Raw genomic sequence first — 23,295 nt, 5'->3', positions numbered from 1 at the left:
CAATGGACGTGCACAACCTGGTCGACATGGCGAACCGCATCGGCGATTTCTTCGAGTCGATGCCGGATCGCGACGAAGCGATCGATAACATCGCGGATCACATCCGCCGCTTCTGGGAGCCGCGCATGCGCCGCGCGATTCTGGCGACGCTCCACGCGAAGCCCGAAGGTGCGGAGCTCGAACTGCACGAGATGGTTCGCGAAGCGCTCATCCGGCATCGCGAAGATCTGACGCCGAAGGAAGCCGTCACGACGTAGCGCGCTTCGCTCACGCAACAGCAAAAGCAACAGCACCTGGCGTTCGCATCGGCTCCGATGCGAACGCTTTTTTTATGCGCGTTTCACTGCGGCGCAGGTTCGGTCAGCGCGCGTCTCGCGAACCACGTTTCGCAATGCCGCAGCAGTCCGTTCAGATCGGAGCCCGGCCGGCCGCGCGCGCACACATAGCCGTCGGGACGCACGAGGTAGAACGCAGGCCGCGTGCGCCCGAACGATTCGCTGAGCGACGGGCCGCCGTCTTCGCCGTCCGCATCCGATATGCGCCACACGCGCACCGCGCCCGGCAGCAGGTCTTCGACTGCCGCGACGAAGCGGTCGAGATCGGCGGCGCGCACGGGCTTGCGATGCAGCGAGAGCAGCTTGCCGTTCTTCGTTGCCGCGTCTTCGGGCGTATCGACGAGCAGAAACAGCGAAAAGAACGCCGGGTCGTGCAGGTCGAAAATGCAACCGACGCCGGGCGCGCGCCCCAACGGTCCATCGACGACATGCACGAGCGCATCCGGCGCGCGCTCGCCCGCCCGCGGTCCGCCGTCGAGCACACGCTCGAGCGTCAACGGACTGCGCCGGTATTGGACGGAGAGTTCGCTGACAGTGAGTCGCGCCGCGTCGCGCAGCGGGCCGAACGCGGCCAGCGCGGGTATCACGCGCTCGCGCAGCAGCTTGAGCGGCCCGTGATCCGCTTCCGCCATGTGCGTGGCAAAGCTCGTCTGCCGCAGCACGTCGCGCTCGATCGGATGACGTTCGAGGTGGTACGTGTCGAGCAGCCGGTCGGGTGCATCGCCTTTCAGAACGCGCGCGAGTTTCCAGCCGAGATTGAACGCTTCCTGGATGCCCGTGTTCATCCCCTGCGCGCCTGCGGGGCTGTGTACGTGCGCGGCATCGCCCGCAAGAAAGACCCGCTGCGCGCGCAAGTGCTCGACCATCCGGCTATTTAGATGAAAGTAGCTCGACCATGACAGGTCGGTCAGCGCAACGGGATGATATATGCGGCTCTTCGCGATCTGGCGGCATTCGTCGAGGGTGGGCGCAGGGATCGACGCAAGCGGCGCCGGGTTGCCGTTTACTGGCTCGTCCGGCGGCATCGTCGGGTGATCTGCAATCAGCCGATGCCGGCCCTTGCCCAGCGGAAACAGCGCCGCGAGCCCGGCGCCCGACGCGAAGATATGAAACTCATCGTCGGACCAGCCCGTGTCGGCCTCCATGTCGGCGAGCAGAAAGGTTTGCTCGAACGTCTTGCCCGCAAAGCTCAGCCCGAGCCGATGGCGGATCGCACTGTGCGCGCCGTCGGCGGCGATCATGTACGAAGGGTGCAGCGTCTCGACGTGGCCGTCCGCGCGATGCAGCGTCGCGTTGATGCCCGCCGAGCCTTGCGCGAACATCGTCAGTTCGACACCGCGCTCCACCTCCACGCCGTAAGTCGCGAGATGTTCCGTCAGCAGGCGCTCAGTGATGGATTGATCGAGAAACAGCAGATACGGATAGCGCGTTTGCAGCGGATCGAAATCGAGCCGCGCAAGACGCTGGCCGTTCGAATAGATATTCGCGGCGTGCGCGCGATGACCGAGTTCGAGAAACGGTTCGACGAGGCGATGCTGCTCCAGCAGTTCGAGCGTGCGCGCCTGAATGCCTATCGCGCGCGAATGCGGATCCGGTTTCGGCGCCTTGTCGATGAGGCGCACAGGCACCTGCGCGCGCGCAAGACTCATGGCCGCCGCCAGCCCCGTCGGCCCCGCGCCGACGATCAGCACGGGCGGCACGTCGAAGGAAGCATCCGTCATGCAGACCTCCGCTGTCGGACATCCTCGCTAGTGTACGCCGAGCATCCCGCACGCTGCCGTCCAGCCGACGACGCGCCGCATCAAAGCGCCCTCCTTCGTCTCTACGGCGCGGCGCGACTCAGTGCGCGTGCGGCGCACGATCGAGCGAGCAGCGATGATGCGTCGTGCCGATATCCACCTGCACCGTCGTGTGATGCATGTCGAAGTCCGTGCGCAACGTGCCGACGATGCCGTCGATCACCTTGTCGCCCGGATGGCCGTCCGGAATCACGAGATGCACGGACAGCGCATTGCCCGTCGTCGAGAGAGCCCAGACGTGCAGGTCGTGCACGTCGGTGACGCCCGGCTGCGAGGCGAGAAAGTCGCGGATCTTCTGCACGTCGACGCCGGGCGGCACGGCATCGAGCGCGAGGCTCACCGAGTCGCGCAGCAGGCCCCACGTGCCGTAGACGATCACCGCGACCACGACGATGCTCATCACCGGGTCGAGCCATGTCCAGCCCGTGAAGAGAATCGCAAGACCGCTGAGCGCGACAGCGGCGGACACGCCTGCGTCGGCGAGCATGTGCAGGAACGCGCCGCGGATGTTCAGGTCGTCCTGCTGGCCGCGCATGAAAAGCCATGCCGAGAAGCCGTTCACGAACATGCCGACGACGGCGACGATGAACACGTCGAGGCCTGCGACGGGCGCAGGATGAATCAGACGCCCGACGGCCTCCGCGACGATCACGCCGCACGCGAACAGCAGCAGGCCCGCGTTGAGCAGGCTCGCGAGAATCGACGAGCTGCCCAGACCGAACGTATAGCGCGCCGAGGGCCGGCGCGTCGCGAGCCACATCGCGCCCCACGCGAGCAGCAAGCCGAGCACGTCGGACAGGTTGTGGCCGGCGTCCGCGAGCAGCGCCGTCGAGTTGGCGAGCACGCCGTAGACCGTCTGCACGACGACGATCGCCACGTTCAACGCGACGGCGAGTGCGAACGCGCGGCCGTGTCCCGCTGCGGGCGCGTGGTGGTGGTGATGGTGGCCGGCATGGCCGTGACCGTGATGATGGCCATGCGCGTGCGCCCCCTCGCGGCCGCCTTCATGCGCGTGGCCGCTGTCGTGCGCCGCATGATCGTGCGCTTTGTCGTGGGCTTTGTCGTGGGCTTTGTCGTGCGTGTTGTCGTGCGCTTTGTCGTGGGCTTTGTCGTGCACTTCGTCGTGCGCTTCGTGGCTGCATGCTTGTGAATGCGAATGCGAATGCGCGTGGCCGTCGGGTTTCGGCGGGTGCTGTGCCGGCGATGCGTCGGTGGTGCGAGCCGTGTATTTCATGCGTGATCCTGCGCGAGTTCGACGGCGGCGTCGCCCGTGGGTTCGGCGACATGCTCGAGCATGTCCGTCAGCATGCCGCTGATGTGCTGATCAGCGGCGACGTAGAAGACCTGCTTGCCCTGCCGCTCCGCGCGTACGATGCGCGCCGCCCGCAACAGCCGCAGATGATGGCTCACGAGCGAAGGCGACAGATTCAGCGCCCCGGCAATCGCACCCACCGCGCGCCGTTCGTCGACACAGGCGAGCACGATGCGCAGGCGCGTCGGATCGCCCAGCAGACGGAACAGATCAGCAATCTGGACGACCCGCTCGTCCGAATTGAGGGAAAGAACGGTTGACATTTTCTGGCGGGCCTATGCACCCGACATATGAACAAGTGTTCATATGTTATTGAGCAACACTGACCGCGTCAAGTCGGGATGGGTCCGCCGAGTGTGGGAAAATGCGCGTTTTCCCGCATAACACCACGCCTGCGTCATGCAACCAGTTTTCGACCGCGCTTATAGCGCGCATCGCGACGGCCGGCTCGACGACGCCGAGCGCGGCTATCGCGCGACGCTCGAAGTCGATCCCGTTCACGTCGACGCGCTGCATCTGCTCGGCGTGCTGCGCCACCAGCAAGGCCAGCACGAAGAGGCGGCCAACCTCGTGCGCCGCGCCGCCGACCTGCGCCCGCAGGACGCCGGTCTGCAATTGAACCTCGGCAACGCGCTGAAGGCGCTCGGCCGGCTCGACCAGGCCATCGAGCGCTTTCGCAATGCGCTGACGCTCGCACCGGCGTTTCCGATGGCGCACTACAACCTCGGCAACGCGTATGCGCTCGCCGGCCGCCACGAAGACGCCGTCGACGCATTCCAGAAGTCGTTGCGGCTGCAGCCGATGGACGCGTCCTCGCATGTGAATCTCGGCAATGCGCTGCACGCGCTTGGACGACATCGCGACGCCATCGCGTCGTTCAGGCGCGCGCTCGAATTGCGCCCCGGCCATGCGGGCGCGCACAACAATCTCGGCATGGCGCTCAATGCGCTCGGTTCGGCCGACGATGCGATCGCGCATTTCCGCGCCGCGCTCAAGGCTGAACCGCGCTTCGCCGCCGCGCGGTTCAATCTCGGCAATACACTCGACGCGACGGGCCGGCATCACGAAGCTGTCGCCGCGTTCGAAGCCGTTCTCGCGCGCGAGCCGAATCTGCCGCCCGCCCTGTTCGGCCTCGGCAACGCGCTCGCCGCGCTCGGCCGTCATGCAGAGGCGCGACCGCGCTTCGAGCGCGCCGTCGGACTCGACCCGAAGTTCGCGCTCGCCTGGCTGAACCTCGGCGCGGCGCACCACGCGCTCGGCGCGCACGACGCCGCGTTGCGCGCGTTCGATCAGGCGCTGCGTTTGCGGCCCGATCTGGCCGTCGCGCACATGAATCGTGCGGTGACTCTGCTGACGCTCGGCGATTTCAAGCGCGGCCTGCCCGAATACGAATGGCGGCTGGAAAACACGGCGCCGGCGCCCCACGCGGCGGCGCTGCCGCGCTGGAACGGCGAGCCGATCGCCGACCGCACTCTCTTCGTGCATGCCGAACAGGGTTTCGGCGACACGCTCCAGTTCGTGCGCTTCGTCGAACTGGCGGCGCAGCGCGCGGCGCGCGTCGTGCTCGAAGTGCAACCTGCCCTCGTCTCGGTGCTCGCGTCCGCGGCGAAGCAGTGGCGTGTCACGCTGATCGCGCAGGGCGCGCCACGGCCGCGCGCCGACTTGCAGTGCCCGTTGCTGAGCCTGCCGTACGCGCTTGGTACCGACCTCGAATCGATCCCATCGCGCACGCCTTATCTGAACGCGCCCGCTGCATCCCGGCGCGAGTGGCGCGGCTCGCTCGGCGGCCATGCGAAACGCAAGATCGGGCTCGCGTGGTCGGGACGCACGCAGCGTCAGGAAAACCGCTCGCTGACGCTGGCCGCGCTCGAACCGCTGTTCGCACTCGACGATATCGACTGGATCGTGCTGCAACCCGCGCTCCGCGACGACGAGCGCGCCGCCCTCGACACCCATCCGGGCGCGAAGAACATTCATCGCTTCGACGAGCGCATCCACGACTTCGCCGACACGGCCGCGATCATCGAGCGCCTCGACGGCGTGGTGTCGATCGACACGTCGATTGCGCACCTCACCGGTGCGCTGAACAGGCCGCTGTGGCTGATGCTCCCGTTTGCCGCCGACTGGCGTTGGTTCACCCGCGATGCAAGCAGTCCGTGGTATCCGTCGGCGTGCCTCGTGCGGCAGCCGCGGCCGGGTGCGTGGGCAGAGGTCGTCGAAGAAGTTGCGTCGGCGTTGCGCAGCTGATCGGGCTCCGCTCGCGCGCCCTTCGCTGGCAGGTCAGATGGAAAACCCCCGCGCGCGGGGAACGCATCGCTGGGGGTTTTTCAATCGTGCCGCAGCGTATGAAACGCCTATGCCGTCCGGTACTGGTTGCGCGCTTGCTCGGTGCGGTACAGCACGAGCGTCGCGATCAGGCCGCAGACGGCGGCCACGCTCTTCCACAGGCCGGGCGCCGCCTTGTTGCCCGTCGAGTGGATCAGGTACGTCGCGATCCCGGGCGTGAAGCCGCCGACCGTCGTCGCGAGACTGTAGGCGAGCGAGAAGCCGGCCGTGCGCACGTCGGACGGCATCACTTCCGTCAACGCGACGACCATGCCGCCGTTGTAGCAGCCATACAGGAACGACTGCCAGTTCGACCATCAGCAGGCGCGCGAACGACGGATCGGCGACGAGCCATCGGGAGCGCAGCACATCGCGAACGATATCAGGGTAAACGTGCAATTTCACTTACAGCGTGCGCGTCCAGAGATAATAACTTACTGCAATTGACGCGCATTTAATACAAATTGCTTACAAACGCGCCCATTCAAGAAAATTCTTCTTACGTCGTTTTTCGCGGCCGGACCGTGCCAGGTGACGCCGGACGACATGCGCCGTATCGTGATTTCCTGGCCGCCCGTTGACGGCCGCCCCCATTTGCTGCTGTTTGCCCGGTGCCGTCGCAATTGTCCGATTCCGCTTCACCCTCCACACTTTCGTCCCTCGCGCTGCGCCCCGCAACCGAGGCCGACGCCGAACTGATCGCCGCCATCCATAGCGCGAGCTGGCAGGCGACCTATCGTGGGCTGCTCCCCGATGCGTTTCTCGACGGCCAGGTCGTGCAAGAGCGCGCGTCGTACTGGCGTGCGCGGATGTCGGCGCCGGGGGCCGATCGGCGGATCGTTCTGATCGCCGAGCGCGCGGGCGAGCCGGTCGGTTTCGTTTGCGTCGAGCGTCAGCCGGATTCGCCGTGGGGTGTGCTGCTCGACAACCTGCACGCGCTGCCCGCGCACCAAGGCACCGGCGCGGGCAAGCTGCTGATGCGCGCCGCGCTCGACTGGGCGCGCGCGCACGGCGAAGCGCAGCTGTATCTATACGTGCTGGAAGGCAACACAGCGGCGATCGCGTTCTACGAGCGTCAAGGCTGGCAATTCTCGGGCGCGGAGCCTGATCATATGGGCGGTGTCGATATCACTGCGTTAAGGTATGTGTATCGTTTGGATCGCGCGCCAACCCATTGTTATACCTGAGTATTTCGGATTCTTCTGATAGTTGGACCGGCAATCGCCTGCCACCATACCGCGTCCGAAAGCCTCGATCAGACCCCGAGCACGCAGCTTGTTAACGTCTGTCTGTTGTCTGCCGCTCCGAGGCCAAAAACCGCGCACAACAACGAGGCGAAGACGTGTCGACACCACCACTCACATTAGTTGCCGGCGAAATCAGGATGCCGCGCCTTCGCCCTCTCGAGCTCGTTTCGCGCTCACTCGGGCGCGAATGGTCACTGGTGCCTCCCAACGTGAGCCTTCGCGTCGAACTGAAGGCGCTCTACGCCGCGGTGATGCGCACCTTCTGCATGAGCGCCACAGCCATCCGCTCGATGTGCCGTTGGGACCCGCAAAGTCTTCGCGAACAACCGCTCGCCGCAGCTGCCCCTGCCCCTGCCCCCAGGTTCGAACGCGAGGCTTTTGGGCTCGATCTGCGTCAGCCCGTGCGTCCGTTCGAGCGCAGGCATCGTCAATGGAACACGATCGCGGGCGGCGCTTGCGCGATCGGCGGCGCAGCCGCGATCGCGTGGCTGGTCGCGAATCATTCGCGAGAGCCTGCCTCGCCGACGCTCGCCGCCGCCCCCGAAGCCACGCTCAGTTCCCGTGCGCAGCTTCCCGTCGCGGGGGGCGCGGCCGGGCAGCACAGCCGTTCCGGCAGCGTCGAACGCGCGGCGGATGCGCCGCCAGCGTGGAATAGAGCGCGCGGCGATCTCGCGGCCCGCACGCCGGACCACGCAGTGCCGGCCGATACGTCGTGGCGTACGGCCGGGCGCGGCACGTCTGCGGCAAACACTTCTCGCAGTCTTACTGAGCGCACGCCGGGCAACGGTGCGCGCGCTATCGACACATACGCAAGTGTCTCGCCGAGAAACGCGAGGCCGTCGGACATCGGGGGTCTCGCACCACACGGCCGCGAATCGCGATCGACGAAGCGCGAGCGCGACGCATCCTCGAACGCTGGCGTGCGCCATGCCCGGCATGCGGCCGTCCGGCTGCCGGAAATCGCGCCGCTTCACGCAGTACGCACATCGTCCGATGCGCCGTACGACACACCGCTCGCTTCGCTGCATCGCTCGCGCCCCTTGCCGTCGGCCGCTGGCGCGTACTCGCCGCTTATGCCTTCGGCGCGCGTCGACAGCGACTACGACTCCATCTCGACGTCAGCGGGCACGCACGTGCACGACACCGCGCCCGGCAGGACCAATCGCGGCCGTGTCGACACCGACAGTACCGAGTGGATGAACCACATGTCGCAACGCCGCATCACTGAAATTCCAGAGCGCTTCTCAAAGTAAGCTCGCGGACGATGCGTCGGGGGCAAGTTCCGGGCGCGAGCCGTCCACCACAATTGAACTGCTCGTTCGCGGCAACGCACGACCCAACCCTGTGACCGGATACTCCGCGCCCCGGCGCAAAACAAAAGGGCCGAGCCCTGCGCAACGCGCGACTCAGCCCTCAACCACCCAGCCAATCCCTGCTCGAGTTGGCGAGCCCTCACAGCGAGAGGCAGCCGCTTCACACTCCCGCGCAGCCAACGCCGTCAACGATTCCCCGGCAATCCTGCTTCCGCCTGACGCTGCAACAGCAAAACCTGCTGCTGCAACACGCGCAGTTGCGACTGGGCCTTTTCCTTCTCTTCGCGCAACGCGACGGCTTCGTCCTGCTGCTGGCGCTGATAATCGGCGACCTTCGCTTCCTGCGTGCGCGCCACTTCGATATCCGCCTGCAACCGCTGCGCGCGAGCCTGCGACTCGCCGATCACTCGTTCGATCGATGCCTTCTGCGCCTGCAACTGCGCCCTGCGGATCTCGACTTCCGCAAGCTGAGCCGTCTGCCGCGCGAAGCCGGCGTAGACGGCTTCGGCGCGCGCCTCGTCAGAAGTCCTGATGACGCGCCAGAAATGCTTGTCCTGAAACAGCGCGACGTAGTACGTCATGTTCGGCGCATAAAAAAACAACGACGCGCCATAGCCGCCGTTATACGTGGTGCGCAATTCGGTGAGCCCGCCGTCGTGGATCAGTTGCATCAGATCGGCGACATCGCCCTGCACGTTGCCGCTCGCGTCGGCATTCGTGTTGACGCCGAGCATCTTGCCCGCATCGTCGACGGAGTCGGCATCGCTTTGCGCGTCCGTCGCATCGGCCCGAGCCCCGTTCGGCGCACCCGCACGCGCGACGCCAGGCCCCGTCATGTTGCCCGCCGCCAATGCGACGCCGCCATGCATGAGCGCGCAAGCAAACGCGAGCAACATCATGCGGCGCAGATCCAAGGGGTACTTCATACGTCGATACTCCATGCGTATTCAGAAACAGCCTTGGATTATCGCGCGGATTGCGTCCTTTCTGACGCGCTGTGACAGGACTTTAAATCGAGATGAGCGGACAACTAAGCAAATCTATGCGCAATCGCAAAACATCGTAAAACGTGCGCCATTCCATTGATTTAGCCATCGCTGCAAGCGCATAAGCCCGACGCAAAAAAACGCGGGCGGACATTCGCATGCCCGCCCGCGCATCGATGAGAAGAGCGCAGTCAGAACCGAGTTTCGCGAGCGACCCGCAAGAACATATCGAGCAACGGCGTGCAGTCGAGCAGTTCGGGACCACCCGCGCGGTGGAACTCAGGGTGCCACTGCACGCCCATCACGAACGGCGCACGCCGATAGCGCACGGCCTCGATGATGCCGTCCGTCGCCGACACCGCCTCGATATTCAGGTCGCGTCCGAGCTGGTTCACCGCCTGATGGTGGATCGAATTGACGATCGCCTCGCGCCGTCCCGGGAACATGTTGACGAGCGTCGAGCCTTCGGGGAAATGAACCGCGTGGCGGTGCTGATCGTAGTGCTCGTTGACGTGCACGCCCGCCGTCGGCACATCGGACGCGATGTCCTGGTATAGCGTGCCGCCGAACGCGACATTGATCAGCTGGCACCCGCGGCACACGCCCAGCACCGGCTTGCCCGATTCGATGAACTCGTGCAGCAGTTCAAGCTCGTACATGTCACGCACGCGGTCGCCGGGCCATTCGGGGCGCGTCGCCACTTCGGCGTACGTCTGCGGCGACACGTCGGCGCCGCCTTGCAGCAGCAGGCCGTCCAGATGCTTCGCGTAATCGCGCAGGCGGATGTTGCTCGGATGCAGCATCCCCTGGTGGCCGACCGTCGGAATCATGAAGACGAGCACGTCACGCGACATCACCCAGTGCGCGATCGACTCCTCCAGATATTGCAGCGTCTTGCCGCGCAGTCCCTTGGCGCCCGGCTCAGGGTGAAAGATCCGCGCCGACACGCCGATGCGCAATGTGCGCTGCGTGATCCTGCGGCCCGCACGGTCGAAGATTTGGCGCGCGCGCGCCGCGACGATGCGTCCGAACACCGACCAGGCCGAGTCGTTCTGCTTCAGATACGCAGGGGGCCCAGGCGGGATCGCGTTAGCGGGCGGCGGATTGTACGCGCTGAAATCCGGCGCCGAACCGAATCCGGGCGGCGGAGCGCCACTCTTTTTGGCGGTGGCGCCGAGCGTGCCGTCCGGCTCGCCGCCGACGGGCGCCGCCGATCCAGTGCCCGCCGCGCCCGCCTCGTCGATCGCCGGACTGGCCGCCGTCGCCGCCGCGCGTTCAGCGTTCGATACGATCGACTGCACGCGCGCCGCTGCTTCCTGGCGCGCCGTCGCCTGGGCGGCACTCGCGCGCGCCTGTTCCGCCTCGCGGCGCTGCGCAGCGGCGGCGGCATTCTCGGGCGTCACATTGGAGGCGCTTTCGGGGGAATCGGTCGAGACCGCTTCCTTGGCGGGAGTGGGAGTCGGAGCCGGCCCCGTCACACCAGGCTGGCCCGAAGAGGGGGCGCCGGGTACACCGGCACTACCGGAGTTGTTCTCGCTCATGACTGTAGGTCAAACGCGTCTTCGCGCGTGAACGATTAGACATATCTCATTATCCGCCTCGGGCACCGATGCGGCAAACCGGCACACAATTCGTCACATCGAGACACAACATGCAACCTTACGCAATCGCGTCCCAGTTGGAACGGCTTGCCCCGTTCGCAAGTCAACGCGCCGCATCACGGATCGGGCTGTTCGTCGAAGGTTTCGCGCAGCGCGATCTGCATCGTCGCGTGAATCCGCACGCACCATCGCCACAGCACCGTCAGCAGCAGCGCTGCGACGAGCAGCACGCCGATCAGCAGGCCCGTCGGCGGCAGAATCGCGCTCGACAGCGCCGCCACGAGCAGAAACACGCCCAGCATCGACACGACGGGCACGAGGTCTGAGATCGCGTAGCGGATCGCGCGCGTGAATCGCCCCGCCTTCGCGGGCTGGACGCTGATTTCGGCGAGCAGCAGCGCGAGCGACTTCGTCTTGCGGTAGACGGCGACGAGGAACGGCATCGAAAGAATCAGCGCCGCGCTCCACAGCACGACGCGCCGGATCGGCTCGGACGGCAGCCATGTTTCGATCAATCCGCTGCCAAAACGCGTCACATAAGGCGCCCCATACGACGCGCCCAGAAAGATCGCTGCGACGATGGCCAGATTCACCGCGATCTGCAGGATGATCCGGCGCGTCAGACCGAACACCGTCGGCTCGCCCGACGCCGGCCTCAGGCTGCCGAGCCACTGCCCGTACATGCCGAACACGTTGGCGACGGTGCGTGGCATCGCGTGGCCGAGGCGGCGCGTGAGCGGGTCGGCGGCGCGGATCAGATACGGCGTGAAGAGCGTCGTCAACGCGGAGACGGCAACGGCGATCGGATAGAGAAACGCGCTCGTCACTTTCAGCGTGAGGCCGAGCGACGCGATGATGAACGAGAACTCGCCGATCTGCGACACCGTCATGCCGACGCGCATCGCCGTGCGCCCGTCCTTGCCCGCGAGGAAAGTGCCGAGGCCGCACGAGACGATTTTGCCGAGGATCACGGCGACCGTGATGACGGCGATCGGCCACGCGTAGTCGACCAGCACGGCGGGGTTGAGCATCAGACCGATGGTCACGAAGAAGATCGCGGAGAACGCGTCGCGCAGCGGCGCAATCAGGTGCTCGATCCGATGCAGATGGCGCGACTCGGCCATGATCGCGCCGATCAGGAACGCGCCGAGCGCAATGCTGTAGTCGAGCTTGACGACCAGCAGGCAGAACGCGAAGCAGAAGCCCAGCACGGCCACGAGCAGCATTTCGTCGCTCTGCGATTTCGCGACGTAGTTGAGCGCGCGCGGCACGACGAGAATGCCGACCACCAGCGACACCGTCATGAAGAGCAACAGCTTGCCGAGCGTGACCAACGCGACGCCCGCCGACAGCTCGCCCGTCTGTGCGATCCCCGACAGCAGCACGAGCATCGCGATCGCGAGAATGTCCTCGACGATCAGAATCCCGAACACCAGTTGCGCGAAGCTCTCGCGCTTCAAGCCCAGCTCGGAGAGCGCCTTGACGATGATCGTCGTCGACGAGATCGCGAGAATCGCGCCGAGGAACAGCGAATCCATCGGGCTCCAGCCGAATGCGCTGCCGATTTCGTAGCCGATCCACAACATCAGCACGATCTCCGACAGCGCGGCCACGACAGCCGTCGCGCCGACCTTGAACAGCTTGCGCAGGCTGAACTCGAGCCCGAGCGAGAACATCAGGAACACGACGCCGAGTTCGCCGAGGGTCTGGATGGTCTGCTCGTCGTGGATCAGCTGAAACGGCGGTGTGTACGGGCCGATGATCACGCCCGCCGCGATATAGCCGAGCACCACCGGCTGTTTCAGGCGATGGAACAGCACAGTGACGACGCCCGCGAGCGCCATCACGACTGCCAGATCCTGAATGAAGCCGATTCCGTGGTGCATGGCGCGTATCCTTACAAAATCAATACAGAAATCGCGATGTTACCGCACGAACGGTTGCGAACGGTTTAGCGTGCAGGACGAAAGCTCAAAACGCGCGACGCCGCATCCGACTCGCGCCGATCCCAGCCAAAGCGTCACAATACGAACTCTCGATCATCGCCACAGTCCCGGACTCGCCGCATACACGCCATGACCACCGCCACCTCCGCCGATTTCCCGGCTTTCGCGCCGCTCGCCCAGCTTGCCGCCGATCTCGCCGCCGGCCGCACGACGAGCCGCGCGCTCGTCGAAGCCGCGCTTGAACGCATCGCCGATCCCGCCGGCCAAGGCGCGGCCGTCTTCACCCAGGTCGACGCCGGCAACGCCCGCGCCACGGCGGACGCGCATGACCGCCTGCGCGCCGCCGGCACCGTGCTATCGCCGCTCGCGGGCATTCCCGTCTCGGTGAAGGACCTGTTCGACATCGAAGGACAGGTGTCGCGCGCAGGCTCGAAAGTGCTGGCGAACGCGGCTCCCGCGGCGGCTGACGCGGCCGCCGTCGCGCGCCTGAAGCGCGCGGGCGCCGTGATCGTCGGGCGCACGAACATGAGCGAGTTCGCGTTCTCCGGCCTCGGCCTCAATCCGCATTACGGCAATCCGCTCTCGCCGTGGCGGCGCGGCGCGAAAGGCGACGAGCGGGTGTCGGGCGGTTCGTCGTCGGGCGCGGCGGCGTCGGTGGCGGACGGCATGGCCGCTGTCGCGCTCGGCAGCGACACGGGCGGCTCCCTGCGCATTCCCGCCGCGCTGTGCGGCCTGACGGGCTTCAAGCCGACCGCCGACCGCGTGCCGAAGCAAGGCGGCGTGCCGCTTTCACCGACGCTCGACGCATTTGGCCCGATCGGTGTGAGCGTCGCGTGCTGCGCGCTGGTCGACCGGATTCTCGCCGGGCTGGAGCCCGTCGTCCCCGCCGCGCGGCCGCTCGAAGGCGTGCGCCTCGGCGTGCTGACGCATTACGTGACGGACGGCATCGAGCCCGAAGTCGCGCAAGCGTACGATGCCGCGCTCAAGCATCTCGAAGCCGCGGGCGCGATCGTCAGCGACGTGCGCTTTGCGCCGCTCGACCGCCTCGCGGACATCAACCGCTTCGGCTTTGCGCCGATCGAGGCGTACGCGTGGCACCGGCCGCTGCTCGCGGCGCATCGTGACGCGTACGATCCGCGTGTGCTCACGCGCATCCTGAAAGGCCAGCCAGCGACGGCCGCCGACTATCTCGACCTGCTCGCCGATCGCAACGCCGTGCTGACGGAAGCGCGCGCGCTGTGGCAGCGCTTCGATGCCCTCGTCTCGCCGACCGTGCCGATCGTGCCGCCGCGCGTCGCCGATCTCGTCGATGACGACGACGCGTTTTTCCGCGCCAACGGGCTCGTGCTGCGCAATCCCAGCGCGTTCAACTTCCTCGATGCGTGCGCGCTGTCGGTGCCCTGCCACCCGCGCGGCGGCGCGCCCGTCGGGCTGATGCTGGCTGCCGCGCCGCATGCCGACGACGCGTTGCTGGGAATCGGCCGGGCCGTCGAAGCGGTATTGAATACGATCCGGTGATGCGCGCAGCAACGGGCGCGTGTCGGGATCCGCTTGCAGCGCGCGCTTGCCGGGCGCCGGCATGCGCTGCCGGGTTCGGCTAGAATCGCCCCACCCTTTTCGGAACTTCCACCGCTTGAAGGATCATGAATTTCGATAATGCCCTATTGCGCCGCGAGCGCAGTCTGCTGGTTCTGCTCTGTCTGGTCTGCCTTGCGCTCGTCGGCGGCGCGCTTTATCTGCAGTTCGTCGAGCATCAGGACCCGTGCCCGCTTTGCATCATCCAGCGCTATTTCTATCTGCTGATCGCGATCTTCGCGTTTCTCGGCGCGCGGATGCGAGGCTGGACGGGCGTCAGGCTGCTTGAAGTGCTGGCGCTGCTGTCGGCTCTCGCCGGGCTTCTGACGGCCGCTCGGCACGTGTACGTGCAGTCGCATCCCAACTTCAGCTGCGGGTTCGATGCGTTGCAACCGATCGTCGACGGCCTGCCGCCCGCTCACTGGCTGCCGAGCGTCTTCAAGGTCGCGGGCCTGTGCGAAACGCTGTATCCGCCGATTCTCGGGATTTCCCTGCCGGGCTGGTCGCTGATCGGCTTCGTCGTCACTTTTCTTGCGCTCGCGATCGGCCTCTGGCGCAATCGCCGGGCGCGCTGAATCCAGCTTGGCTGCGCCGGGTTCATCAGTGTCGTCACTGGCCCGGCGCGCACAGCCGCATACATCGCGGTTTTCCGCATACGGGCGCACCGCCCAACCGTCGGCGTAAACACCTGGCCGCATCCGGCCGTTCTCCACGCCCAGCCCGAAACGCCTTCGCGCGCCCCGCGCACCTCGTCGAAGCCACACGCTGCAAGCCTTCGTGCCCCTCGTGCAGTCGCGCCGCACCATTGCACCCGCGCCTTTGACGCCATCATGAACGCTCCCGAATAACCCCCATTCGCGCGGGAAAATATTTTTGGGACAAAGTGGTGTTATGTTCGATCATGGATGGCGATCTACGTGCGCGAGGCCGGCTACGGCGCGACCCAATGCGTAACGCGCGCCTGGTCCGCAATGTCTTCAGGATTCGCCGTGACAACGCAAACCATCCGTTTCTATCACCAGGGGGCCGTCCGCGAGGTCGGCGACGCGCCCGCTTCGCGCACCGTGCTGCAGCATCTGCGCGAGGATCGGCATTGCACGGGAACCAAGGAAGGTTGCGCGGAAGGCGATTGCGGCGCCTGCACGGTCGTCGTCGGCGAGCTGGATGGGCGCGGCGCGCTCGTGCTGAAGGCCGTCAATGCGTGCATCCAATTCCTGCCGACGCTCGACGGCAAGGCGCTCTTCACCGTCGAAGACCTGCGCGCCGCGGATGGCGCGCTGCACCCCGTCCAGCAAGCGCTCGTGGACTGCCACGGCTCGCAGTGCGGCTTCTGCACACCCGGCTTCGCGATGTCGATGTGGGCGCTCTACGAAAATCAGCCTGCGGGCGCGGGCCTGCTCACTCGCGACGAGATCAATAGCGCGCTGTCCGGCAATCTGTGCCGCTGCACCGGCTATCGGCCGATCGTCGAAGCGTCGCAGAAGATGTTCGACGAGCAGCAGTATCCGCGTGTCACGCTCGACCGCGCAGCCATCGTCGAAGCGCTTCGGTCGATCCAGCGCAACCACACCTTCGAATACCGCGCTCCCTACACACGCGGCGCCGCCTTCGGCTCACCCGCTTTCTTTGCGCCCGTGACGCTCGACGCTTTCGCCGCGCTGCGCGCGCAGCATCCGCATGCGCGGCTGCTTGCGGGCAGCACCGATGTCGGCCTGTGGGTCACGAAGCAGTTCCGCGATCTGGGCGACATCCTGTACATCGGCAATGTTGCCGAACTGAAGACGATCGAACGCGATGCGCAGACGCTGACGATCGGCGCGGCGGTAACACTGGAAGATGCATACGCCGCGCTCACCGCCGACTTCCCCGAACTTGCTGAACTCTGGACGCGCTTCGCGTCGCTGCCGATCCGCAACGCGGGCACGCTCGGCGGCAACGTCGCGAACGGCTCGCCGATCGGCGATTCGATGCCCGCGTTGATCGCGCTCGACGCGCTCGTCGTGCTGCAGCGCGAGCGCAAGACGCGCACGCTGCCGCTCGATGCGTTCTACGTCGGCTACCAGAAGACCGCGCTCGAACCCGGCGAGTTCGTCGCGGCGATCCGCGTGCCGCGTCCTGCGCCGGACCTGCGCTTTCGCACGTACAAGGTCTCGAAGCGCTACGACCAGGATATCTCGGCCGTGTGCGCTGCTTTCGCACTGCGCATCGCCGAAGACGGCGCGATCGCCGACGCGCGCGTCGCGTTCGGCGGCATGGCCGCGACGCCGAAGCGCGCGCAGCACGCGGAAGCCGCGCTCCAGGGCGCACGGTGGGACGCGGACACGGCGCGACGCGCAATGGACGCGCTCGCAGCCGACTATCAGCCGCTCACCGACATGCGTGCGTCGAGCACGTACCGGCTGAAGGTCGCGCGCAATCTGCTGTGGCGCTTCCATCTGGAAACGCGCGACGCCGATCCGCTCGCGCTCTGCGACGTCAACGCATTCGCATTCGAAGCAGGCGCGGGCCAAACCACGAGCGCGCAGGAGCAGACGTCATGAACAGGCAGACCGATGCGTTCATCCAACATGCGGCGCCCGCCAAAGTTTCCGCGGGCGACACGGCGATCGGCGTGCCGCTGCCGCACGAATCGGCGACGCTGCACGTGAGTGGCGAGGCCACCTACACCGACGACATCCCCGAACTCCAGCAGACGCTGCACGCGGCGCTCGGTTTGTCGCGGCATGCGCATGCGCGCATCGTGTCGCTCGATCTGGACGCCGTGCGTGCCGCGCCCGGCGTCGTCGCCGTGTTGACGGCCGACGACATCCCCGGTGAAAACAACTGCGGCCCCGTGCTGCACGACGACCCCATTCTCGCCGACGGCGAGGTGCTCTATCTCGGCCAGCCTGTCTTCATCGTGGTTGCGCAAACCCATGAGCTCGCGCGGCGCGCGGCGGCCCTCGCGAAGAGCGACGACGTCGTGCGCTACGAGCCGCTGGAAGCCGTGCTGACAGCCAGCGAAGCGAAAGCGAAGAAGCAGTACGTTTTGCCGCCGCTGCATCTGAAGCGCGGCGCGCCTGCCGACAGGATCGCGAATGCGCCGCACCGGATCTCGGGCACGTTCGAAGTCGGCGGGCAGGAGCAGTTCTATCTGGAAGGCCAGGTCGCGTATGCCGTGCCGAAGGAAATGGACGGCATGCTCGTCTATAGCTCGACGCAGCATCCGAGTGAAATGCAGCACGTCGTCGCGCATATGTTCGGCTGGCCCACGCATAGCGTCCTCTGCGAATGCCGGCGGATGGGCGGCGGCTTCGGCGGCAAGGAATCGCAGTCGGCGCTCTTTGCCTGCGCGGCGTCGCTGGCCGCGCACCGGCTGCGCCGCCCGGTCAAGCTGCGCGCCGACCGCGACGACGACTTCATGATCACGGGCAAGCGGCACGACGCGATCTACGAATATGAAGCGGGCTTCGACGACGACGGCCGCATTCTCGGCACGCGCGTCGAGATCGCGCTGCGCGCGGGGTTTTCGGCGGACCTGTCGGGTGCCGTCGCGACGCGCGCCGTTTGCCACTTCGACAACGCGTACTACCTGTCGGACGTCGAGATCGTCGCGCTGCCGTGCAAGACGAACACACAGTCGAACACCGCGTTTCGCGGCTTCGGCGGGCCGCAGGGCGCGCTGGTGATGGAAGTGATGATGGACGGCATCGCGCGTGAGCTTAAGCGCGATCCCGTCGACGTGCGGCGCGCGAATTTCTATGGGATCGGCGAGCGCAACGTCACGCCGTACGGACAGAGCGTCGAAGACAACGTGATCGCGCCGCTGACGGAAGAGCTGCTCGGATCGAGCGACTATCACGCGCGGCGTGCGGCCATCGCCGCGTTCAACGCGAAGAGCTCCGTGCTCAAGCGCGGCATCGCGTATTCGCCCGTCAAGTTCGGCATCTCGTTCAACGTGCCATTCCTGAACCAGGCGGGCGCGCTCGTGCATGTCTACAAGGACGGCTCCGTGCTCGTGAATCACGGCGGCACCGAAATGGGCCAGGGGCTGAACACGAAAGTCGCGCAGGTCGTTGCGAACGCATTCGGCCTGCCGCTTTCCCGCGTGCGCGTGACGGCCACCGATACGTCGAAAGTGGCGAACACGTCGGCGACAGCGGCGTCGACGGGCAGCGACCTGAACGGCAAGGCCGCCGAAGCCGCCGCGCAGACGATCCGCGAGCGCCTCGCCGCGCTCGCCGCGAAGGAGCTCGGCGGCAAGGCCGAGGACGTGAAGTTCGCGAACGGCCTCGTGCATTCGGAAGGCGCGTCGATGCCGTTCGCGCAACTGGTCGGCGCAGCGTATCTCGCGCGCATCCAGTTGTGGTCCGACGGCTTCTATGCAACGCCGAAAGTGCATTGGGACGCGAAGACGCTGACGGGTCATCCGTTCTACTACTTCGCGTATGGCGCGGCCGTCTCCGAAGTCGTGATCGACACGCTGACGGGCGAATGGAAGCTGGTGCGCGCCGATGCGCTGCACGACGCCGGCCAGTCGATCAACCCGGCCATCGATCTCGGCCAGGTGGAAGGCGCGTTCATCCAGGGCATGGGCTGGCTCACGACGGAAGAGCTCTGGTGGAATCGCGATGGCCGCCTGATGACGCACGCGCCGTCGACGTACAAGATCCCCGCCGTCAGCGACACGCCCGCCGCGTTCAACGTGAAGCTGTTCCGCAACGACAACGCGGAGCCGACCGTGTTCCGCTCGAAGGCCGTCGGCGAGCCGCCGCTGTTGCTGCCGTTTTCGGTGTTTCTCGCGATCCGCGATGCCGTCGCGGCCACCGCGCCCGATGCCCCGCATGCGCCCGCGTTGCGCGCGCCCGCGACGCCCGAAGCGATTCTCGACGCGATCGATGCGTTAAAGCCTGCTTCGCCGCCCGCTGCAACGATAGCGGCAGCGGCCAGTCCAACCGCATCGGAAGCGGCTGGCGCAAGCACGACCGCGTAGCGATAGAAGCCTCAAATGAGCGCTGCGCGACACGACCGCGCAGCGCGGAAGATCAACCGGCCGCGCGGCAACCCCGCGCGGCCTCGTAGGGAGAACTGCCGGATGCAAGCCTGGCTCACCGATCTGCAGCAACTGCTCGCGCACGGCGACGCCGTCGTGCTCGTGACGGTCGCCCGCGCCGAAGGCTCGGCGCCACGCGATGCCGGCACGAAGATGATCGTCACGCGCGACTGCGCACGTCACACGATCGGCGGCGGGCATCTCGAATGGAAAGCGATCGAAAGCGCGCGCCAGGTGCTGCGCGACGGCATGCGCGCGCCGAACATGCGGCGGCTGGAACGCTTCGCGCTCGGGCCGAGTCTCGGCCAGTGCTGCGGCGGCGCTGTCGTACTCGCGTTTGAGCGGCTCGATGTCGGCGATCTCGGCTGGGTCACGTCGCTTGCGAAGCGGCTTGCAGCGGGCCAATCGGTGGTGCGTAGCGTATCATTCGGGCCCGCGCCCGATGCGGTGATGCTGTCCGACCCGGAGCCGGGCGTCGAGGCCGCCGACTGTCTGCTGTGGGACGGCGCGGGTTTCGACGACAGCAGCGCGCTGCTCACCGAAACCATTGCGCCGCGCGATTTTCCCGTCGTGCTGTTCGGCGCGGGGCATGTGGGCGCGGCGCTCGTGCGCGTGCTCGCGACGCTGCCCTGCCACGTGCACTGGGTCGACGAGCGTGACGCACAGTTCCCGCCGCCTGAAACACTGGGCGCGGCGAACGTGACGATCGACGCGAACGACGCGCCCGACGAAGCCATCGACAAGGCCGCGCCGCACACGTACTTCATCGTGATGACGCACAACCATGCGCGCGACCTCGATCTCGCCGAGCGCATCCTGCGGCGCGGCGACTTCGCGTTCTTCGGCATGATCGGCTCGCACACGAAGCGCAAGCAGTTCGAGCACCGGCTCGCCGCGCGCGGCTTCGATCCGGCGCAGGTCGCGCGGATGAAATGCCCGCTCGGCGTGGACGGCATCGTCGACAAGTCGCCGGAGATCATCGCGATTTCGGCGGCGGCGCAACTGCTGCAGGCCGTCGAGGCCAACGCGGCGCACAGCGCGCAAATGGTCTGACACGGCCACGGCTCGCATCACGAAGCATTGAGGGACGCCTGACAGCCATCGGGCGTTGCAGCTATTCATCGATAACTCGAATCATCGACCGACCATGACGACAACCACCCTTTCCCCGCTAGCACACAAGACGAACCGCGCGCCGAAGGCGGAGCTGCATATTCATATCGAAGGCTCGCTCGAACCGGAGCTGATCTTCAAGCTCGCCGAACGCAACGGCGTGAAGCTGGCGTACGACTCGATCGAAGCGCTGCGTGCCGCGTACGCGTTCACCGATCTGCAGTCGTTCCTCGACATCTACTACGCGGGCGCGAGTGTGCTGCTGAACGAAGAGGACTTCTATGACATGACGATGGCCTATGTCGAGCGCGCGCTCGCGGACAACGTCGTGCACACGGAAATCTTCTTCGATCCGCAGACGCACACGGAACGCGGCGTGCCGATTGCGACCGTGGTCGCGGGCATCGAGCGCGCGCTCGCGCAAGCGGAACAGCGCGGCCTCACGAGCAAGCTGATTCTGTGCTTCCTGCGCCATCTGTCCGAAGACGATGCGCTCGCAACATTCGAAGCCGCGCTGCCTTTGTTTGATCAATACAAACATCGGCTGATCGGCGTCGGCCTCGATTCGTCGGAGCGCGGCCATCCGCCTTCGAAGTTCGAGCGCGTGTTCGCGAAGGCCCGTGAAAAAGGCCTCAAGCTCGTCGCGCACGCGGGCGAGGAAGGCCCGCCGTCGTACATCTACGAAGCGCTCGATCTGCTCAAGGTGGACCGCGTCGATCATGGCGTGCGCAGCATCGAAGACCCGGCGCTCGTCGCGCGTCTCGCGGATTCGCGCGTCGCGCTCACCGTCTGCCCGCTGTCGAACCTGAAGCTGTGCGTGTTCGACGACCTGACCAAACATACGCTGAAGGCGCTGCTCGACGAGGGCGTCGCCGTCACCGTGAATTCGGACGATCCCGCCTACTTCGGCGGCTACGTCAACGCAAACTACCTCGCGACGATCGAAGCCCTCAAGCTCGACGACGACGAGGTGTACACGATCATCCGCAACAGCTTCGAGGCGTCGTTCGTGACGCCCGCGGAGCGCGACGCGATGATCGCAAAACTCGATGCGCACTGGCGCGCATCAGCTTGATCACTAAAGTACGGAGACGGTTTCACTCATGACTCAAACGGCTTATCGCGCGCAACTGCTGACGTTCAACGGCGATCCTGCGCAATCGTCCCATGCCGCGGTCTTCAACGAAGACGGCCTTCTGATCGTCGAAGACGGACATGTCGTCGCGGCGGGCGCATATGCGAGCGTCGCTGCGCAGCTCGCGCCCGGCGCGCAAGTGGTCGAGATGCGCGACAAGCTGATCGTCCCCGGTTTCATCGATACGCACATTCACTTCCCGCAGACGGACATGATCGCGTCGCCCGCGCCCGGTCTGTTGCCGTGGCTCGACACGTACACGTTCCCGACCGAGCGCGGCTTCAGCGATCCTGCCGTCGCGCAGGACACCGCGCGCTTTTTCATCGACGAACTGCTCGCATGCGGCACGACGACGGCGCTCGTCTACTGCACGGTGCACAAGCAATCGGCGGATGCGTTGTTCACAGAAGCGCAACGGCGCAACGTGCGGATGATCGGCGGCAAGGTGCTGATGGACCGCAACTGCCCCGAGTTCCTGCGGGACACCGCGCAATCGGGCTATGACGATAGCGCCGAGCTGATCGCGCGCTGGCACAACAAGGGACGTCAGTTGTACGCGCTCACGCCGCGTTTCGCGCCGACTTCGACGCAAGCCCAACTCGAAGCGACGGGCGCGCTCGCGAAGCTGCATCCTGACGTGTTCATCCAGAGCCACGTCGCGGAGAATCGCGACGAAGTGAAGTGGGTGGCGAGCCTTTTCCCCGGACACCGCAGCTATCTGGACATCTACGATCACTTTGGATTGCTGCGTCCGCGCGCGGTGTACGGGCACTGCATCCACCTCGACGCCGAAGACCGCCGCCGCATGGCCGAAACGCGCACGGTCGCGTCGCACTGCCCGACGTCGAACCTGTTCCTCGGCAGCGGGCTATTCGATTTCGACAAGGCCGCCGAATCGGGCATGCCTGTCGCGCTCGCCACCGATGTCGGCGGCGGGACATCGTTCTCGATGCTGCAAACGATGAACGAAGCGCACAAGGTCGCGCGACTCGGCGGCCATCATCTGACGGCGACGCGCATGTTCTGGCTCGCGACGGCGGGCGCGGCGCAAGCGCTCGATCTCGGCGAGAAGATCGGCACGCTCGAGCCGAAGTCGGAAGCGGATTTCATCGTGCTTGATCCGAAGGCTACGCCATTGCTTGCACGAAGGACCGAGCGTACGGGGACGCTTGAGGAGTTGCTGTTTGCGTTTGCGCTGCTCGGGGATGACCGGGCCGTGTTTGAGACGTATGCGATGGGGCAATGTGTGCATCGGAGGGATGACGATGCGCGTCGGCACGTGACGGGGAAGGCTCGCATCGCGGCGTGAGTTGGTTTTGTTTTGCCGCTGCGCGGGCAGTCGCGATGCGGTTTGTTTTGCCTTTGCGCGGGCATCCGCGATGCGGTTCGCTTTGCCCTGCGCGGGCATCCGCGATGCGGTTCGCTTTGCCTGCGCGGGCATCCGCGATGCGGTTCGCTTTGCCCTGCGGGCATCCGCGATGCGGTTCGCTTTGCCCTGCGCGGGCATCCGCGATGCGGTTCGCTTTGCCCTGCGCGGGCATCCGCGATGCGGTTCGCTTTGCCCTGCGCGGGCATC

Annotated in this window: 18 protein-coding genes and 1 pseudogene; 12 read left to right on the top strand and 7 right to left on the bottom strand. The window is 66.2% G+C overall.

Features of this window, described 5'->3' with window-relative positions; genetic code table 11:
• Nucleotides 1–2 precede the first annotated feature (2 nt).
• Nucleotides 3–257 (top strand): formate dehydrogenase subunit delta, encoded by a 255-nt coding sequence (locus J8I87_RS34060; protein ID WP_209936654.1) that lies wholly within the window; start codon nucleotides 3–5, stop codon nucleotides 255–257.
• Between the two features lie 83 nt (nucleotides 258–340).
• Here J8I87_RS34060 and J8I87_RS34055 read toward each other — a convergent pair whose 3' ends face one another.
• From J8I87_RS34055 to J8I87_RS34045, 3 genes are all read right to left on the bottom strand, one after another.
• Nucleotides 341–2,056 (bottom strand): FAD-dependent monooxygenase, encoded by a 1,716-nt coding sequence (locus tag J8I87_RS34055; RefSeq protein ID WP_209936653.1) that lies wholly within the window; start codon nucleotides 2,054–2,056, stop codon nucleotides 341–343.
• A gap of 118 nt (nucleotides 2,057–2,174) precedes the next feature.
• The gene (locus tag J8I87_RS34050) at nucleotides 2,175–3,368 is read right to left on the bottom strand and encodes a cation diffusion facilitator family transporter (RefSeq protein WP_245254362.1); all 1,194 of its coding nucleotides are present in this window, start codon (nucleotides 3,366–3,368) and stop codon (nucleotides 2,175–2,177) included.
• A complete protein-coding gene (locus tag J8I87_RS34045; protein WP_209936652.1) occupies nucleotides 3,365–3,709 on the bottom strand; it encodes a helix-turn-helix transcriptional regulator in 345 nt (114 codons plus the stop codon). Before J8I87_RS34045 ends, J8I87_RS34050 begins: the two co-directional genes overlap by 4 nt.
• A gap of 136 nt (nucleotides 3,710–3,845) precedes the next feature.
• On the opposite strand from J8I87_RS34045, the gene J8I87_RS34040 reads away from it, so the two are divergent.
• On the top strand, nucleotides 3,846–5,693 hold the full coding sequence (locus J8I87_RS34040) for a tetratricopeptide repeat protein (RefSeq protein ID WP_209936650.1): 1,848 nt from the start codon (nucleotides 3,846–3,848) through the stop codon (nucleotides 5,691–5,693).
• Nucleotides 5,694–5,800: 107 nt separating this feature from the next.
• On the opposite strand, the pseudogene J8I87_RS34035 reads toward J8I87_RS34040, so the two are convergent.
• Nucleotides 5,801–6,128, bottom strand: a pseudogene (locus J8I87_RS34035) (MFS transporter); the annotation flags it as partial.
• A gap of 266 nt (nucleotides 6,129–6,394) precedes the next feature.
• On the opposite strand from J8I87_RS34035, the gene J8I87_RS34030 reads away from it, so the two are divergent.
• Complete coding sequence (locus J8I87_RS34030; protein ID WP_209936649.1) at nucleotides 6,395–6,958, top strand: GNAT family N-acetyltransferase; 564 nt, start codon at nucleotides 6,395–6,397, stop codon at nucleotides 6,956–6,958.
• Nucleotides 6,959–7,227: 269 nt separating this feature from the next.
• Nucleotides 7,228–8,271 carry a hypothetical protein gene (locus J8I87_RS34025; protein ID WP_313067579.1) on the top strand — a complete coding sequence of 348 codons (1,044 nt, stop codon included), beginning with the start codon at nucleotides 7,228–7,230 and terminating at the stop codon, nucleotides 8,269–8,271.
• 245 nt (nucleotides 8,272–8,516) lie between these two features.
• Here J8I87_RS34025 and J8I87_RS34020 read toward each other — a convergent pair whose 3' ends face one another.
• The 3 genes from J8I87_RS34020 to J8I87_RS34010 form a co-directional block, all read right to left on the bottom strand.
• The gene (locus J8I87_RS34020; RefSeq protein WP_209936647.1) at nucleotides 8,517–9,257 is read right to left on the bottom strand and encodes a DUF2968 domain-containing protein; all 741 of its coding nucleotides are present in this window, start codon (nucleotides 9,255–9,257) and stop codon (nucleotides 8,517–8,519) included.
• A gap of 251 nt (nucleotides 9,258–9,508) precedes the next feature.
• Nucleotides 9,509–10,858: a gamma-glutamyl-gamma-aminobutyrate hydrolase family protein gene (locus J8I87_RS34015; RefSeq protein WP_209936646.1), complete on the bottom strand. Its 1,350-nt coding sequence runs from the start codon at nucleotides 10,856–10,858 to the stop codon at nucleotides 9,509–9,511.
• A gap of 176 nt (nucleotides 10,859–11,034) precedes the next feature.
• Nucleotides 11,035–12,804, bottom strand: a complete 1,770-nt coding sequence (locus J8I87_RS34010) for a cation:proton antiporter (RefSeq protein ID WP_209936645.1) — start codon at nucleotides 12,802–12,804, stop codon at nucleotides 11,035–11,037.
• A 189-nt stretch (nucleotides 12,805–12,993) separates the two neighbouring features.
• Between J8I87_RS34010 and J8I87_RS34005 the strand changes: the two genes are divergently transcribed.
• From J8I87_RS34005 to J8I87_RS33970, 8 genes are all read left to right on the top strand, one after another.
• Complete coding sequence (locus J8I87_RS34005) at nucleotides 12,994–14,382, top strand: amidase (RefSeq protein WP_209936643.1); 1,389 nt, start codon at nucleotides 12,994–12,996, stop codon at nucleotides 14,380–14,382.
• 125 nt (nucleotides 14,383–14,507) lie between these two features.
• A complete protein-coding gene (locus J8I87_RS34000) occupies nucleotides 14,508–15,014 on the top strand; it encodes a disulfide bond formation protein B (protein WP_209936642.1) in 507 nt (168 codons plus the stop codon).
• Between the two features lie 414 nt (nucleotides 15,015–15,428).
• Nucleotides 15,429–16,979: a xanthine dehydrogenase small subunit gene (gene xdhA, locus J8I87_RS33995; RefSeq protein ID WP_209936641.1), complete on the top strand. Its 1,551-nt coding sequence runs from the start codon at nucleotides 15,429–15,431 to the stop codon at nucleotides 16,977–16,979.
• The gene (gene xdhB, locus J8I87_RS33990) at nucleotides 16,976–19,411 is read left to right on the top strand and encodes a xanthine dehydrogenase molybdopterin binding subunit (RefSeq protein WP_209936640.1); all 2,436 of its coding nucleotides are present in this window, start codon (nucleotides 16,976–16,978) and stop codon (nucleotides 19,409–19,411) included. Before xdhA ends, xdhB begins: the two co-directional genes overlap by 4 nt.
• Nucleotides 19,412–19,513: 102 nt before the next feature.
• Entirely contained in the window at nucleotides 19,514–20,524 is a 1,011-nt protein-coding gene (gene xdhC, locus J8I87_RS33985) for a xanthine dehydrogenase accessory protein XdhC (protein WP_209936639.1), read from the top strand.
• A gap of 94 nt (nucleotides 20,525–20,618) precedes the next feature.
• Nucleotides 20,619–21,659, top strand: a complete 1,041-nt coding sequence (locus J8I87_RS33980) for an adenosine deaminase (protein ID WP_209936638.1) — start codon at nucleotides 20,619–20,621, stop codon at nucleotides 21,657–21,659.
• Between the two features lie 28 nt (nucleotides 21,660–21,687).
• Entirely contained in the window at nucleotides 21,688–23,028 is a 1,341-nt protein-coding gene (gene guaD / locus J8I87_RS33975; protein WP_209936636.1) for a guanine deaminase, read from the top strand.
• A gap of 70 nt (nucleotides 23,029–23,098) precedes the next feature.
• On the top strand, nucleotides 23,099–23,295 hold a 197-nt coding region (locus J8I87_RS33970; protein WP_209936635.1), incomplete at its 3' end, for a hypothetical protein.

The organism is Paraburkholderia sp. LEh10, from assembly GCF_017814945.1.
GTDB lineage: Bacteria > Pseudomonadota > Gammaproteobacteria > Burkholderiales > Burkholderiaceae > Paraburkholderia.
The sequence above is the reverse complement of the archived record's forward strand: the minus strand, read 5'-3'. Positions and strand labels throughout refer to the sequence as shown.